The organism is Nostoc sp. FACHB-892 (assembly GCF_014698795.1).
Taxonomy (GTDB): Bacteria; Cyanobacteriota; Cyanobacteriia; order Cyanobacteriales; family Nostocaceae; genus Nostoc.
On sequence record NZ_JACJTR010000028.1, the window covers coordinates 36,617 to 51,429 of the forward strand.

At 40.2% G+C, this 14,813-nt stretch carries 14 protein-coding genes; 10 read left to right on the plus strand and 4 right to left on the minus strand.

Annotated features, from left to right (window positions below; translation table 11 throughout):
* Positions 1 to 48 precede the first annotated feature (48 nt).
* The 6 genes from H6G96_RS27470 (at position 49) to H6G96_RS27495 (ending at position 5,206) form a co-directional block, all read left to right on the plus strand.
* Positions 49 to 612, plus strand: coding sequence for a nuclear transport factor 2 family protein (locus H6G96_RS27470; RefSeq protein WP_190915441.1), 564 nt, complete (start codon positions 49 to 51; stop codon positions 610 to 612).
* Between the two features lie 436 nt (positions 613 to 1,048).
* A complete protein-coding gene (locus H6G96_RS27475) occupies positions 1,049 to 1,675 on the plus strand; it encodes a hypothetical protein (RefSeq protein WP_190915442.1) in 627 nt (208 codons plus the stop codon).
* 161 nt (positions 1,676 to 1,836) lie between these two features.
* Positions 1,837 to 2,472, plus strand: a complete 636-nt coding sequence (gene tmk, locus H6G96_RS27480; protein WP_190915445.1) for a dTMP kinase — start codon at positions 1,837 to 1,839, stop codon at positions 2,470 to 2,472.
* A gap of 123 nt (positions 2,473 to 2,595) precedes the next feature.
* Positions 2,596 to 3,588 carry an ATP-binding cassette domain-containing protein gene (locus H6G96_RS27485; protein WP_190915447.1) on the plus strand — a complete coding sequence of 331 codons (993 nt, stop codon included), beginning with the start codon at positions 2,596 to 2,598 and terminating at the stop codon, positions 3,586 to 3,588.
* The gene (locus H6G96_RS27490) at positions 3,585 to 4,403 is read left to right on the plus strand and encodes an ABC-2 family transporter protein (RefSeq protein WP_190915449.1); all 819 of its coding nucleotides are present in this window, start codon (positions 3,585 to 3,587) and stop codon (positions 4,401 to 4,403) included. The genes H6G96_RS27485 and H6G96_RS27490 overlap by 4 nt, the downstream gene beginning before the upstream one ends.
* Entirely contained in the window at positions 4,400 to 5,206 is an 807-nt protein-coding gene (locus H6G96_RS27495) for an ABC-2 family transporter protein (protein ID WP_199339766.1), read from the plus strand. Before H6G96_RS27490 ends, H6G96_RS27495 begins: the two co-directional genes overlap by 4 nt.
* Before the next feature lie 177 nt (positions 5,207 to 5,383).
* On the opposite strand, the gene H6G96_RS27500 is transcribed toward H6G96_RS27495, so the two are convergent.
* Positions 5,384 to 6,040 carry a DUF3386 domain-containing protein gene (locus H6G96_RS27500; protein ID WP_190915453.1) on the minus strand — a complete coding sequence of 219 codons (657 nt, stop codon included), beginning with the start codon at positions 6,038 to 6,040 and terminating at the stop codon, positions 5,384 to 5,386.
* A gap of 100 nt (positions 6,041 to 6,140) precedes the next feature.
* Here H6G96_RS27500 and H6G96_RS27505 point away from each other — a divergent pair, with 100 nt between their 5' ends.
* Positions 6,141 to 6,812: a LuxR C-terminal-related transcriptional regulator gene (locus tag H6G96_RS27505; protein WP_190915455.1), complete on the plus strand. Its 672-nt coding sequence runs from the start codon at positions 6,141 to 6,143 to the stop codon at positions 6,810 to 6,812.
* A gap of 225 nt (positions 6,813 to 7,037) precedes the next feature.
* On the opposite strand, the gene H6G96_RS27510 is transcribed toward H6G96_RS27505, so the two are convergent.
* The gene (locus tag H6G96_RS27510) at positions 7,038 to 7,433 is read right to left on the minus strand and encodes a hypothetical protein (RefSeq protein WP_190915457.1); all 396 of its coding nucleotides are present in this window, start codon (positions 7,431 to 7,433) and stop codon (positions 7,038 to 7,040) included.
* A gap of 205 nt (positions 7,434 to 7,638) precedes the next feature.
* Between H6G96_RS27510 and H6G96_RS27515 the strand changes: the two genes are divergently transcribed.
* Together H6G96_RS27515 and H6G96_RS27520 are read left to right on the plus strand one after the other, a co-directional pair.
* Complete coding sequence (locus tag H6G96_RS27515) at positions 7,639 to 8,238, plus strand: Coq4 family protein (RefSeq protein WP_190915459.1); 600 nt, start codon at positions 7,639 to 7,641, stop codon at positions 8,236 to 8,238.
* Between the two features lie 521 nt (positions 8,239 to 8,759).
* Positions 8,760 to 11,510 (plus strand): zinc-dependent metalloprotease, encoded by a 2,751-nt coding sequence (locus H6G96_RS27520; protein WP_190915460.1) that lies wholly within the window; start codon positions 8,760 to 8,762, stop codon positions 11,508 to 11,510.
* A gap of 17 nt (positions 11,511 to 11,527) precedes the next feature.
* Here the strand turns inward: H6G96_RS27520 and H6G96_RS27525 are convergent, their stop codons facing one another.
* Together H6G96_RS27525 and H6G96_RS27530 are read right to left on the minus strand one after the other, a co-directional pair.
* Entirely contained in the window at positions 11,528 to 12,475 is a 948-nt protein-coding gene (locus H6G96_RS27525; protein ID WP_242063411.1) for an alpha/beta hydrolase, read from the minus strand.
* Positions 12,476 to 12,627: 152 nt separating this feature from the next.
* Positions 12,628 to 13,137 carry a pyridoxamine 5'-phosphate oxidase family protein gene (locus tag H6G96_RS27530; RefSeq protein ID WP_190915463.1) on the minus strand — a complete coding sequence of 170 codons (510 nt, stop codon included), beginning with the start codon at positions 13,135 to 13,137 and terminating at the stop codon, positions 12,628 to 12,630.
* A 166-nt stretch (positions 13,138 to 13,303) separates the two neighbouring features.
* Between H6G96_RS27530 and H6G96_RS27535 the strand changes: the two genes are divergently transcribed.
* Positions 13,304 to 14,788 (plus strand): CIA30 family protein, encoded by a 1,485-nt coding sequence (locus tag H6G96_RS27535; RefSeq protein WP_190915465.1) that lies wholly within the window; start codon positions 13,304 to 13,306, stop codon positions 14,786 to 14,788.
* The last annotated feature ends 25 nt before the right edge of the window (positions 14,789 to 14,813 follow it).

Sequence of the window (14,813 nt, forward strand, 5' to 3'; positions counted from 1 at the left end):
AAGACAAAATAGCGTTTTCTACACAGAGTTAACCTGCAAAGAGGATCTATGAAAAAACAGACCACCGCCACCCATCGTAAATTATTAATTGGCTTTGGATTAATTGGCTTTGGCTTTATGATAGCCGCCGCGCCCGTGGCCAGTCTTGCAGCCGAGCCAAAGCAAGCAGAGATTCGCAAGATTGTGCGAGCCAATGAGAGCCAGAATAAAGAGATAGTACGCGAAGGCTTTACTAAATGGGCAAATGGCACTGGTAGTTTCTTCGATCTGCTGGCTGATGATGTGGAATGGACGATTACAGGCAGAAGTCCAATTTCCAAAACCTACACCAGCCGCAAGCAATTTTTGGAGGAAGCGATCGCGCCAATTAACGAGCGATTGAGCGTAAGAATAGTACCTAGTGTCCGGAGTATTTATGCCGAGGGCGACACAGTAATTGCCTTATGGGATGGAACAGGAAAAGCCAAAGACGGCAAACCATATACCAACACCTATTCCTGGTATATGACTATGAAAAATGGGCGTATTGTCAAGGTAGTGGCGTTTTTCGATACCATTGAACTTACCGACCTGTGGAAACGTATTCCTGTGAATGGAAACAATAACAAGTAATTTTCAACAGTTTTTGGTCGTCCCAAAAGTTGCGCTAGTCTTTCCTAAACGAATAACTGTTTGTAGCCTTTTGACTTCTTCTAATGTCAAATAGACAGTAGACCTCTTGCACAAATAGTGTAAGCATGAAAAAATACAGGTCAAAACCAAGGAACTCATGCGGTAAAGCTAATTAGGAATTTTCAGCCTTTATCTGGAGATGAAGCACAAGAGTATGCCAAAGAATTAGCTTTTGGCTAAACAAAAAATAGAAATTTAAGATTTAAAAAACGGTAGATTAATTAACAATCTATCGTTTTTTATCTAGGTTGAATGCTTTACTCAAAAGTCAAGTAAGATTTTTCATTGCTTTCATGTCAAGGTTAATTTTGAGTTTAGACTTTATAAGTTGCAAATCTAATGTACAGTCTTTCGTAAATGGTATTGAGGGAAAAACGTGAAATTTCAGAAGTTATTGTATATTTTTACTTTAGTAAAGATTGCTACTTTCGCTCTAAGTATACCTGTGTTTGCTCAAATCACACAGATTCCCTCCAATTCTTCCCAGTCGAGTTGTCGTGCAACTAAAGTAGCCACTCCAATTTTCAAAGAACCTTCAACATCATCTAATGCTGTCAGAATATTGCCAGCACAAACAAAGATTTCTTTAGCATTTATACCAACTAGTGGAGATAGATTTGTCAGAATTAAATCTCCGAATTCTGGGTTTATTCAAACTGCTGTGCTGAAATATTGTCAGACGAATAAAAACACTCAAACCCTACGGAATAAACCCACTATTGGCAGTGAATGTCGGCAAATTGTACAAACTGAAACTATACGTCGCCAACCAAGCACAAAAGGAGAATTTATTACGACACTTTATCCAAACACAATCGTGTTTGTGAACTTGGTTACAGGTAATAGAGGTAATGTAGTTAAGTCATTCAAATCTGAAAATTACATTTGGGTAGAAATCGATCTTTCTAGAAGTTTCCCTGGAGAGTTATCCGGTAATGGCTGGATAGCCAATACTGACTTAGTAAATACTCCTCGATTAAGCAGTCTGGCTTATTGTAGTTAGTAATTTATTTCGCTCGATATCTCCACTTAATACAGCATGGCGTAAATAAACAGACCATTGAAAATTTGCAAAAGATACGGAATAGTCCTGTTAATTTATGTATAATAAAGAACAATTTGCTGTACGGTAAGAAGGTAGCCTATTTTTGGATTTTAAAAAGCATGGGTGGCAAATTAATTGTATTTGAAGGGGTGGAAGGCTGTGGCAAAACCAGCCAAATGCAGCTTTGTTGTGAGTGGTTGGAAAGTCTGGGTGTTTCTGTGCTAGTAACTCGTGAACCAGGGGGAACAGAGTTAGGCTTACATCTTCGCCGCTTGTTACTAGAGAAGGCAGAGGATAAACCAGTTGCACAAGTGACAGAACTTTTATTGTATGCTGCTGACCGATCGCAACACGTTGAACAAGAACTTAAACCGCAACTGCAAGCAGGGAAATATATTTTATGCGATCGCTACACTGACTCTACCATTGCCTACCAAGGATATGGTCGGGGTTTGAACATGAGTTTAATCAATCAGCTTAATTATATTGCCACTGGTGGTTTAGAGAGTTACTTAACTATTTGGCTAGATGTCGATGTCGAAGTAGGGCTAGCCCGCAAACGGGGAGATGGGGTAGGATTAGACCGCATTGAACAAGAAACAATCGCTTTTCATCGGCGCGTTCAGCAAGGATACGCAGAGTTAGCAGCATCTTATCCCTCAAGAATTGTGCGGGTAGATGGTAACTTGAGCAAAGAAGCTGTACAACAAGTAATTCAAGGAATTTTGCGTGTACACCTGAAGGAGTTGCCATAGGCATAACCTTCAAATTTGAGGCGATATAAAATGATACTTGCCTACAAAAATATCTGGCAGTTTGACGTGTTTCAATAAGATCAAAACTGCTGCAAGTTCATGCGAAAAAACTTGAAATAATATATGTCTCACATTATTGTCGAAGACCTGAGAAAGACTTTTTTTGTGTCTGAACGCTCCTCTGGGCTTTTCGGTTCAATCCAAGGACTTGTGCAGCGAAAAACAAGAGTTGTTCATGCGTTGAAAGGAGTTTCATTCTCCCTTGATCAAGGAGAACTTGTAGGGTATATTGGCCCAAATGGAGCCGGGAAATCGACTACCATTAAAATTTTAAGTGGTATCTTAGTCCCTGAGGGTGGGAAATGCATAATTGGCGGACGAACTCCCTGGAAAGATAGAATCCGGCATGTTGGTCGTATTGGAGTAGTGTTTGGTCAGCGATCGCAACTATGGTGGGATCTACCAGTGATTGAGTCTTTCGATCTGCTGCGGGATATTTATCGCGTTCCCGATTCAGAGTATCGCCAGACGCGCCAAGAAATGATTGATTTGCTTGATCTATCAAACTTTCTCTCTACCCCTGTGAGGCAATTAAGCCTTGGTCAAAGGATGCGATGTGACTTTGCAGCCGCAATGCTTCACAGACCTGAGATCCTTTTTCTGGATGAACCTACTATTGGTCTGGATGCAGTTTCAAAGCTTGCTATCAGAAAATTTATTAAAGCGCTGAATAAAACTCATAAAGTAACCACTATTCTGACTACCCATGATATGGATGATATCGAGGCATTGTGCGATCGCATAATTATTATTGGTGGGGGTGAAATTCTTTGTGATGGAACTCTTGCAACGCTACGTTCTCAAGTTTCTTCACATCGCTACTTAAAAATAGACCTGATAAACGATGATTTCTCTTTTGAAGAAGAAGGGGTCAATCTCATCTCCAAGGAAGGTCGCACTGTAACTCTTGCCTTCGATCCCACAAAGCTTTCTGCTGCGTCCCTGATTAGCCAGATTACCTCAAAACACGAAGTAGAGGATCTTTTTGTGGAAAATCCACCTATCGAAGAGATAGTTGCTGAACTTTATGCGAATTCAGGAGGGATTTTCGGATGAAAGCTTATTGGTCAGTTTTTGTTGCGAGATTTTCACTGCTACTCCAATATCGAACTGCTGCTTTAGCTGGGATTGCAACTCAGCTATTTTGGGGTTTCGTGAAAGTTATGGTTTTAGAGGCATTCTTCACTCATGCAACCTCTACTCAACCTATGACTTTTCGTGAAGCTGTAGGATATGTATGGCTTGGACAAGCCTTTTTGATGGCGATTGTTCCTTGGTCAGGTGATAGAGAGATTCAAGACTTGATACGTTCCGGTGCGGTAGGATACGATCTTCTCCGACCCACTGACCTTTATAATTTTTGGTTTACTCGCGCTTTGGCACTTCGCACAGCGCCCCTGATACTTCGTGCGCTACCTCTTCTTTGTGTGACCAGTTTCCTTTTTCCCATTGTCGGGCTTTGGGAGCGATCGCTTTCTTTTCCACCCTCCCTTGCTGCTTTAGTTGCCTTTTTTATCTCCTTTATTGGTGCAATTTTGCTTTCGTCTGCATTGACTATGCTTTTGACTGTATCAATGATGTGGACACTTTCTGGTGAGGGAATTAATAGCATTCTCCCAACTCTAATTATTATCTTCTCTGGGATGATTGTTCCTCTGCCACTTTTTCCTGAGTGGAGCAAGCCTTTTTTGAATGCACTTCCTTTTTCTGGGCTTGTTGACCAGCCTTTTCGTCTTTTTACTGGAAATCTTTTACCAAATGCACTGTTTTATGTATTGCTTCATCAAACTTTCTGGATAGTTGTCATTGTTATCCTTGGGCGTTTTCTTGTGAACCGTGGTGTAAGAAAGCTTGTAATTCAGGGAGGATGAGTGTGAACGCTTTTTTTATCTACCTCCGATATATTTCTGTATCTTTAAAATCACAAATGCAGTACAAAGTATCCTTCTTGCTTCAAGTACTAGGGCATTTTCTCGGAACTGTTGTGGAATTTTTTGGAATATGGGCACTTTTTACTCGTTTTAATAATATTGGTACATGGACTTTGAATGAAGTTGCTCTCTTTTATGGAGTGGTTAATATTTCTTTCGCCTGTGCTGATGCCCTTGGAAGAGGATTTGATTCATTTGGACAAATAATCAAGAGTGGAGACTTCGACCGTTTACTTCTTCGTCCACGTACCACAGTACTTCAACTTCTGGGCACAGAGTTTACTTTGAAACGAATAGGACGGTTTTCACAAGGACTTATTGTTACAGGGTGGTCGCTTTCAAGTCTCCACATTCCTTTTACTTTGAAAGCATGGTGGCTTTTGGGCACATCATTTATTGGTAGCGTCGCTCTCTTTCTTGGTATCGTCATTGTGCAAGCAACGCTAACATTCTGGACTATTGAATCTCTAGAAATTATGAATATCCTCACTTATGGAGGAGTCGAAACGGCTCAATACCCTCTTTCGATTTATGGTAAATGGTTTCAGCGATTCTTCACTTTCTTTATACCACTTGCCTGCGTGAGCTATTTTCCTTTACTTGCAGTGCTTGAAAAAGAAGATACTTTTTTAGTGCCTTTGTGGTTTTGTTACGTCTCTCCAATGGCAGGCATTGTATTTCTGATAGTTGCACTTAAGCTTTGGAAATTAGGAGAGCGATATTACTGTTCTACTGGCAGTTAAGTAGGCTAGCGTAAAAAATTGATTATATCTGAAGCGAGCGCCAAAAATCGGTTCTCAATACTTTAAATATTAACCTTTCTTCTTGAAAGCTTATATTCATCACTCAAAACGTCAAATAAAAGCGATCGCTCTTATTTTAAAGGAGCGATCGCTAATTTTTAGATTACAAAATACAGCTTAAGCAGCAACAGGTTCCAACAATTCAATATCAGAAAAGATAAATTCTTGAATAGAAACTTGTCCTGCTATCTCGGTGCGAATCTCCCGACGATTTAGGATGAAATAGTCACCTACTTTTTCATACTCATCAACAAATTCGCTTCTACCGCCCTTTTGTTCCCCAGTCTTGGGATCATGGTAAACAGAGTCATAGGTATGGGACAGGTAGCCTTCCCCGGTGTCGTGACTGCTGAAGGTGTCAATTGTCACGTATGTACCGTGAATTAAACGGTGAACATGACATACTTCATTATTGCGGACTTTGTATTTATCGCCTTCAGCCTTACCACCCATTAAAAGCTCAACTGCACCAGTCTCGTCAGTTTTACCATAGGTAAACGTATTGGCGCTGTGGGTGTCTTCAAAGCTGCGGCGGACGCGGTGGATTGCTATCTCCCAGGCTTGACCATGAATTGCTTTCTGGGCTGGCTCGTCATCTACATCCAAAACTTCGGCTTTCAGATTGGCAGTGATTATAACTTTACCTGTAAACACTTTGTCATCTTGCTTAAAGGTAATATTTGCGGTATAACCAGGGAAATTCTTGTCCCAAGTGTAGCGGTTCTCATAAGCAGCCCGGAAAAGTTCCTGAGCAGAGAGTTGTGTAACTGTCATGTGCTTCTCCTAGTCGCTACTGTAATTAGCGTTTTAGTTTCCTTGGTATTAGCATAGAAGTAATTGTTGAGGCTTGGATAGTCCCCAACTGGGTACACTTATGGTTAATTCTCTCCACGCTGTGTTTCATGCGATCGCTAATGTCCAAAATGAGCAAGAATTAAGGCTAGCTCTCACGGATAAAATTGGTGAGCATTTTGGCGTGCAAAATTGGGGCATTTATCTCCTAGATGAGCAACCAACGGCTGAAATTGATGTTCAGTCCATTCCAGCAGTATGCTTAGAAAGCAATCCAGTCGGGCGCTACGTGGTTGAGCGTCACGCTCCCGCCCATGAACAGTTATTATTATCACCAAAAGACTGGAAGCATTTTTGCTCACGTTCTGATCACGAACACGTAATGACTGGGCCAATTGTTTGCGATGGTCGTCTTGTCGGAACCCTTAACTTGGCTCGTGACAAGGGAAATCCTGCTTTTAATGGCAACGATTTAGCTGATTTGAGTGCCTTATGCATCCATTTATCAGCAAAAATGGCAACTCTACGGACAAAACCAAAAATATCCAATTCCCTTTTAGTAAGTCCCCTAACAGCGCGTGAGTTACAAATTGCCGAGTTAGTGGCGCAGGGATTAACAAACGCGGAAATTGGGGAAAAACTTTGGATTACGCAAAATTCAGTTAAACAAGCTTTGAAGAGGATGTTTCGTAAGCTGAAAGTTTCAGCGCGTGCAGAAATGGTAGCAAAGCTACAAGATATACAAGTTTCTTGACACTCTGCTCAATAAACACACAGTAGGGGCGTACAGCTAGCTGTGCGCCCCTACTAAAGGACTATATTTTATCCAACTGAGAAACGCTACAATCTAATATCTGCAAGGGTAAGCGCGTTACCCAAGTATTACAATTCGGTGATTAAACACCAGCGTTTCTATTATTACTTTTTACATTGGCGAAAAGTTATTAGTACTTGCTGCCAATAAAACATTTTTACGCACTTAGCGTCCAACTTGGTTTGAGATATTTTTACCTGCCTGTGCCGCACTGTCGCCTACATCACTAGCAGTTTCTTTAGCGCCCTCTACGTATCCACCTCCAAACTCTTTAAAGGCTTCTCCTGACTGTTGCCCAATCTTCTGAAGTCTTTCACCAGGAGAATCTTCGGTTTCACGAGCATCCTTAAACCACTGCCCTACTGTTTTCGGTCTTTGAGAATCATTTTGCTCTACCTGTTCTTTGACTCTCTCTTTTAAACCTTGGTCATCGTGCCCATAAGCAACATTCGTCGTCAGCACTAGAAAACCAACTAGGACAACAGCCAAAAAACTTTTTACCTGAAGTCCTTTAAGTAGGGAATTGATTTGACCAATCGTCTTAGAAATGAGATTTATCATGCCAGTTAGCTTATTTTTTGAGTACAAATAAACATTAACTATAAAAAGTTAATTATCCTTCTAGCAAAAGACATATTTTAGTTATACAAAAGAAAGAGTTTTTAAATCTTGGGGAAGAGGTGATTTGTTAGATAGATGGCAATACGCCTTCGTAGACTTGCTTTCTCTATTCTCTAATTTTCTCAATCCACTAAAAAAAATCATTATGTTAAAAAAACTACAACAACTCCAGGCAATTATCGCTTCCAGAAACTCAGAGAATTTGGGTGATATTGCCATTCTTAAATCTGATTTCTTCGGTGCTAAAGTTTCTCCAACAGTTGCCTCCAAACTGCAACCAGTAGTGGGATATTATCCCGTAATTGATTTGAACCAATTAAGTCAATATCCTCAAGGCTCTTTTGGGCGAGAATATGCCAATCACATGCGAGCAAATCAGCTAGAACCATTAAACATCAGTCCTGAACTAGAAGACATTGCCAAACGTAATCTATTTGCTCTGCGATATTTAGTCACCCACGATATTTTTCATGTATTGCTTGATTTTGACACCACCTATGCAGGAGAAATTGGTGTACTTGCTTTCGCTGCTACACAAAACTACAGTAAATCACTCCAAATCGGTTTGTGCTTGGCTAGATTGCTCTATCCCATCTTGGCTCCCCAACAAATACAAGAAATTTTCGCTAACCTAGCAAAAGGGCGAGAATTAGGCAAGAAAGCTGATTTTCTCTTGGGCTACCGTTTTGAAGAGCATTGGGAAGAACCAATTGACGATGTGAGAAAACGGTTGGGATTACCATAAATTTCCGCAATTCATCCGAAAAAAGCATTTTTATGCTCAATAACAGCTTTTTTAGGTGTATCGCTTTCTATTGGTAAATGATCCTTGAGAATGCTTAGATTGACAAATGTAGCACTAAATACATTTTTAATGCTACATTTGGTTTTTAATACAGATAGAATCTAAAAAAACATATATCGCTGGTTAGAGGAATTGTCTATCTTAAGATATATATTTTAACGGCTAATTCCTAAACAGCTACTAATAACAATCAATAGTTACACAACTTTTAGGCTAGAGACATTATTTGTCTGGCTTAGTGGATTTATCCCATAATCCCTAGATACAGCAGTTTGCTTTTTAAGTAAGGTACAAAATGCAGGACTCAAAATCAGATATAAAGAGTTTCTACCTTCTGCCTCAAAACCCATATCTTTGTACTTGATACAAAGTAAAACTACTGTATTTTAAGGGCTTGCAAATGACAAGTTAATCCACATTTTTTCCTCAATATAATAACTGGTTAAGTGGAAAGCCAAAGGATGAAATACTGGATAAGGAAATTAGCAATCTGTATAGTATTATTGTATAATTTGTTATTATCAAGTGATTACGCAGGAGCAAACCAACTTTCAAACATTGATGTACAACAATTAAATGCACTCCCATTTATTGAAATTTTAGCGAGTGCTGACAATAATCTTGTTCAGAGTAAAAAAGAAGATTTTCGCCGATTTAGTGAAATAGTCAAAAATACAGAAAAACTAGAGGGACTATTTACACTTTATTGCAGTGAGGATTCAGGAAAAACTTACTTAGAAATTAAACCAGAGCAGCTAAATAAAGATTATTTAGCTATAGTAACATTGGAATCGGGCGTGGGGGAAAGTGGAATTTATAGTGGATTACCTCTTTCTGATTTTCTATTTTACTTCCGACGAATAAATAATAGATTACATTTTGTTGCTCGTAATGTAAAATTCCGCGCAACAAATAGACCAGAACAGCGATCGCTCGCCCGTTCATTTAGCGATTCAGTTCTTTATTCACTCGAAATAGATACTATTGATCCACGCAGTAAAAATATTCTGATCAACCTGGATGAACTGCTAATGCAGGATTTTCCCGGATTAGCTCCTTTATTAAAATACTCTTTACAGGCTGATTACCACTTGGATGCAAGCAAGTCATATTTTGGTGATGTTAACAGCTTCCCAGAAAACGTAGAAATTGATTCAATTTACGGTTTTTCATCATCAGAAGGAGCCAATTTAGTTACTTTACCTGATAGCAGGGCATTGACTCTGAAGGTACATTACAGTTTTTCTCAGCTTAGAGAAAACACTGGTTATATTCCCAGACTTGCAGATGACAGAGTGGGATATTTTATTACTGCTTTCCAAGATTTCTCTAAAAATAATGCTCACGAATCATTTGTCCGTTACATCAATCGTTGGCATCTAGAACCATCTGATCCTAACGCCCCCTTATCTCCACCCAAAAAGCCAATTGTGTTTTGGATTGAAAATGCTGTACCACTAGAGTACCGCGATGCGATTCGTGAAGGTGTTTTGATGTGGAACAAAGCATTTGAAAAAGCCGGATTTCAAAATGCTATTGAAGTGCAGCAAATGCCAGATGATGCTGATTGGCAACCGGCAGATGTGCATTACAACACTATTCGCTGGTTCAATTCTTTAGATGCAGGTTTTGCCAGAGGGCCAATGCGCGTCAACCCATTCACCGGGGAAATATTAGATGCAGACATTATTGTGGATGCCAATATGGTGCGTTCAATTCAGCAAGAATATCACGCACTGATGGGAGCAAATTCATCTTTTACAGATGGGCATTTTTCCCAAGTGGGCAAAAACCCATGCTCAGGTAATTTATCTGCAATGTTTTCAAAAGGTTTTAAAGCTTTTCCTGAACAACATTTAGCAGACAACGATCTCTGCTATAGCATGGAGTCTTCAGATCAAGCCGCGATGGGAGCGTTGGTGTTGTCAATTTTGCCAAACACTACACCCAATAGTGAAACGATAAAGGAGTATGTGCATCAATATTTGCGTTCTCTTATTGCTCACGAAGTCGGGCATACTCTCGGTTTGCGCCACAACTTTCACGGCAGCACTATGTTAACACCCGAAGAATTAAATAATACAGAAATCACTCACACCAAAGGTTTAGCGGGTTCGGTGATGGACTATCTACCCGTGAATATTGCACCACAAGGAATACAACAAGGTGACTATTTCCCAGGAGTTGTTGGGCCCTACGACGAATGGGCAATTGAGTATGGTTATAAAAGAAGCCCATCAGTAGCACTTGAGGGAATCATCCCAGAATCAGAAAAAAGTTTTTTGGAGCAGATTGCCCTGGTGTCGCCTCAACCAGAATTATCTTATGCAACTGATGAAGATATTTGGGACATCAATCCTTTGGCAAATGTTTGGGATATGAGTAGTGATGTACTACTTTATTCGCAGTGGCAAATGGATAATGCCCGTTTTATGTGGCAGCACCTTGACAAGGGTGATCTATCGAAAGGAGAAAGTTATAGTAACTTACGTATTAGATTCAATAGAGTACTCAAATATTATTTTCGGAACGCCAGCTTGCTTTCTAAATACATTGGTGGGCAATCATTTCGACGTTTCCATGCTAGTGATGATGCTTCTTGGACATTTGTACCAGTTTCAGTTTTAAAACAACGTCAAGCATTGATAAAGCTGCAAGAGTATGTATTTGCTGAGGATGCTTTCAGTTTTTCACCACAATTGTTGAATCAACTAGCACCATCGCGGTGGGAACACTGGGGTAGTTCTGTACCTAACAACCGCCTTGATTATCCAATTCACGATCGCATTCTGAGTTTCCAAAGTGCGGTACTGCGATCGCTACTAGACAGCGATCGCCTGAATCGTTTACAAGATATAGAATTAAAAACCCAGGCTGGGCAAGCACTTTCCATCCCGGAACTGTTCGATACCCTGCAAACAGGCATCTGGACAGAAGTTTTAACCCCAGGAGAACCAAAGCCAATTTCTAGCATCCGCCGTTCATTACAACGGGAATATCTAAATATTTTGCTAGAGATGATGTTGGGTACTACTGATACACCGGAAGATGGTCGAACATTGGCTTGGTATAAATTGCGCCAACTGCAAAAAGCTATTGATGTCAGGCTCAAACAACTTAGTGAAAGCCTTGATATTTACACCATAGCCCACTTAGAAGCTTCTGGCGATCGCATCACCAAAGCATTAAATGCACAGTTAATTTCTAAGTAGTCATTAGTCATTAGTCATTAGTTATTCTCTCCCTGCCTCCCCTGCCTCCCCTGCTCCCCCTGCTCCCTCATCCCCCACTCCCCAAGATATTTTTGCAATAAACCAATGACAACTTCAGGTGTTTCCAAATGAGGTAATACTCCTGCATCTGCGATCGCATAAAAATCTCGAATTGCATTTGGATTTAAATTTGCCAGTCGTCGTCCTAATTTGATGCTGGTAAATTGTGCCTTTTCTCCCCAAAAGATGACGGTGGGAATTGTTAGTTGTTTAATATATAAACTCAGATCAAAGTAAAGATCGCCCCGCAAAAATGACAAAGCGGCAAACTTGGCATTAGGCTGCTGTGCAGAAGTTAAATAAGCCTCCACCATTTCTTGAGAAACTCGTTGTGACTTGGCAAACAGAAAACTTTGTAAAAAATTTCGGACTGCAATTTCATTTTCAGCACCAAGCATGTAAATAAAATTGTCCAACAGAGGCGCATTGATCACCGAAAGCGGAAGTCTGCGTCCAGCACCCTGTCCAAAATCATCAAATCCAGACGGAGAAACCAAAAACAGTGCTTTGAATAAATTGGGTTGAACAATAGCTAGGCGAATAGCAAAAGCGGCTGTTAGAGACGAGGCTACCACCGTCACTGGTTGACGACAAGTTTCAATGATAAACTCTGCGATCGTGCTGAGATAATCCCTAATTTTATAATCTCGGACTGGATGAGCCGATTCTCCCCAGCCGATTAGATCGGGAGCTAAAATATGGTAATTAGAGGCAAAAGCTGGGTAAACTTTAGACCATTCATACGCAGATGCACCACCACCAAAGTTATGGAGAAACAGTAGTGGAGGTAAATCTTTAGTATCAGCAAATGCCCAAGGTGCATTCGTTTGAGTATAGTAAACTATCGCCCCCAAGGATGTATGGATAAGTTTATGTCCAAAGCCAGGAGGTTGAAACTGAAGCATAAAATTAAAAAGTATAGTTTAATGGCACTTTACCCGAAGGCAAAATTACGACGTATAAAGTAAAGCTTACCGATAAATCTTAAAGTAAGTAAACTTTTTGTCTCTTAAGCAGTTTTATATTTAATATGCATACAGTCAAACTAATTCATAATTCATCCTTGCTTTTTGTCAGCATCTCCTGTGATTTGAACAAGTTGATGAAGGTTATCACCACTAATATGATAAGCTGCCCCAAAACCAACTACAAAACGACCTTCGCTCGGAGTTAGCTGAAAAACCCGAAAGTCAGACAAGCCGCGCAGAACCTCGATAATTTGACCAAACCTCCCTTGAAATTGCTCAACAATTTGATTCCACTTGTCAGTTTCACGCTCTATCAAAGTTGCCGTACAATCAAAGCTCAAACGACGACGGGCAAAAATTAGATTACTCTTGGCTTCATCCTCGATAAATAAGACACTAACATGAGGATTAGCATATAAATTTTTGGTATGAGTTGAAAGACCACTGACGTAAATGTAGATATTTTTGGAATCATCCATTACAAAGGGAGCATAACTAGCATTGGGTATTGCCTGGGCGCTCACGGTGCTAATGATTACACTCTCAAATTCTTCAGTAAACTTTTCGTACTCAGCTTGAATGTTTTCAAGTTGGCTCATAAGTAAATTACCATTTGATTAGGAATGCCTAATTAAGTATCCTAGCGTGATTGAGCGAATAGGTTACAGGTGATAGGTTACAGGTATATTATCCAAGCTCTGAGTACCGGAGGATTTGGAGAAACAGACATTGGGCTAGACTTAAGAAAGTTATGAGGACGCAAATATGACTGACAAAAATCGTTCTCAATGGGACTTAGGCAGGTTTATCGAAACCCTGACTTACTTTGAGGTAATTCCTTTCCTTAACTGGGTACAGCAGTTAATCCAAGGCCGTCCTAAGGATAGTCAAAATAGACCCAATGGAGGAAGAAACGTGGGTGTAATATTAGTGGCAGGTGCAACAGGTGGTGTAGGTAAACGAGTGGTGCAGCGATCGCTCCAACAAGGTTATAAAGTTCGCGCTCTAGTTCGAGATATTGACAAAGCGCGGTCGATTCTTGGTAATGATATAGACTTAGTAGTTGCGGATATCACCCAACCAGCAACTTTAACTTCTTTAGTTATGGCTGATATCCAAGCTGTAGTTTGTTGCACAGCAGTGCGCGTGCAACCAGTTGAAGGAGACACAGCAGATAGAGCAAAATATAATCAAGGTGTTAAGTTTTACCTACCAGAAATTGTTGGCGACACCCCAGAAAATGTAGAATATCAAGGTGTTAAAAACTTAGTCCAAGCGGCTGCAAAATATTTACCCCAAGCAAACGAAAAACCAATATTTGATTTCACCAAGCCATCAGCCGAATTAAAAGATTATTGGGGGGCGCTGGATGATGTAGTCATGGGTGGTGTGAGTTCTAGTAATATCCAATTACTGGAAAATACAGCTTTGTTTGCTGGTAATGTCTCCACGGCCAACTCTGGCGGATTTGCTTCTATCAGAACTAAGAATTTTGATCCTCCCTTCAACTTATCTGATTGCGAAGGTGTGAAATTACGCGTCAAAGGTGACGGTCAGCGTTATAAAATCTTCCTGCGGACAGATACAAAATGGGATGGTATTGGCTATAGCTATTCTTTCGACACCGTAGCTAATACCTGGATAGATGTTCATATTCCCTTTGCAGATTTGATCCCTGTCTTTCGGGCAAAAATTGTCAAAGATGCGCCGCCACTTGAACAAAGTAGAATTTCTTCATTCCAACTGATGTTGAGCAAATTTGAACATGATGGTGCTTTGAATCCCAAATTTTCCCCCGGTGGTTTTGCTTTGCAGTTGGAATCAATTAAAGCTTACGGTGGGGCAACTTTACCACAATTTATCCTAGTTAGTTCAGCAGGCGTGACTCGTCCCGGACGACCTGGCATTAATTTGGATGAAGAACCGCCAGCAGTGAAATTAAATGACCAATTGGGAGGAATTTTAACTTGGAAGTTAAAGGGAGAAGATAGTTTAAGAGAAAGCGGAATTCCTTATACGATTATTAGACCTTGTGCATTAACTGAGGAAGCAGGAGGCAAAGAATTAATATTTGAGCAAGGCGATAATATTAGGGGTAAAATCAGCCGTGAGGATGTGGCAGAACTTTGCGTGCGATCGCTAAAACTAGCGATCGCTTGTAATGTCACATTTGAAGTAAAACAGGCAGATAATATTGTCAACTCTATCGATTGGCAGAAGTTATTTTCTAATTTAGTAAAGGATAAATAAGTGAAGTGACTACAGATTTATACTC

Bases quoted from the DNA above. Each gene is read 5' to 3' on its own strand.
- H6G96_RS27515 (WP_190915459.1), top strand. From the start codon at position 7,639: ATGTTAAAAAAACTACAACAACTCCAGGCAATTATCGCTTCCAGAAAC.
- H6G96_RS27470 (WP_190915441.1), top strand. From the start codon at position 49: ATGAAAAAACAGACCACCGCCACCCATCGTAAATTATTAATTGGCTTT.
- H6G96_RS27505 (WP_190915455.1), top strand. From the start codon at position 6,141: ATGGTTAATTCTCTCCACGCTGTGTTTCATGCGATCGCTAATGTCCAA.
- H6G96_RS27500 (WP_190915453.1), bottom strand. From the start codon at position 6,040: ATGACAGTTACACAACTCTCTGCTCAGGAACTTTTCCGGGCTGCTTAT.
- H6G96_RS27485 (WP_190915447.1), top strand. From the start codon at position 2,596: ATGTCTCACATTATTGTCGAAGACCTGAGAAAGACTTTTTTTGTGTCT.
- H6G96_RS27530 (WP_190915463.1), bottom strand. From the start codon at position 13,137: ATGAGCCAACTTGAAAACATTCAAGCTGAGTACGAAAAGTTTACTGAA.
- H6G96_RS27525 (WP_242063411.1), bottom strand. From the start codon at position 12,475: ATGCTTCAGTTTCAACCTCCTGGCTTTGGACATAAACTTATCCATACA.
- H6G96_RS27535 (WP_190915465.1), top strand. From the start codon at position 13,304: ATGACTGACAAAAATCGTTCTCAATGGGACTTAGGCAGGTTTATCGAA.
- H6G96_RS27490 (WP_190915449.1), top strand. From the start codon at position 3,585: ATGAAAGCTTATTGGTCAGTTTTTGTTGCGAGATTTTCACTGCTACTC.
- H6G96_RS27520 (WP_190915460.1), top strand. From the start codon at position 8,760: ATGAAATACTGGATAAGGAAATTAGCAATCTGTATAGTATTATTGTAT.
- tmk (WP_190915445.1), top strand. From the start codon at position 1,837: ATGGGTGGCAAATTAATTGTATTTGAAGGGGTGGAAGGCTGTGGCAAA.
- H6G96_RS27510 (WP_190915457.1), bottom strand. From the start codon at position 7,433: ATGATAAATCTCATTTCTAAGACGATTGGTCAAATCAATTCCCTACTT.
- H6G96_RS27495 (WP_199339766.1), top strand. From the start codon at position 4,400: ATGAGTGTGAACGCTTTTTTTATCTACCTCCGATATATTTCTGTATCT.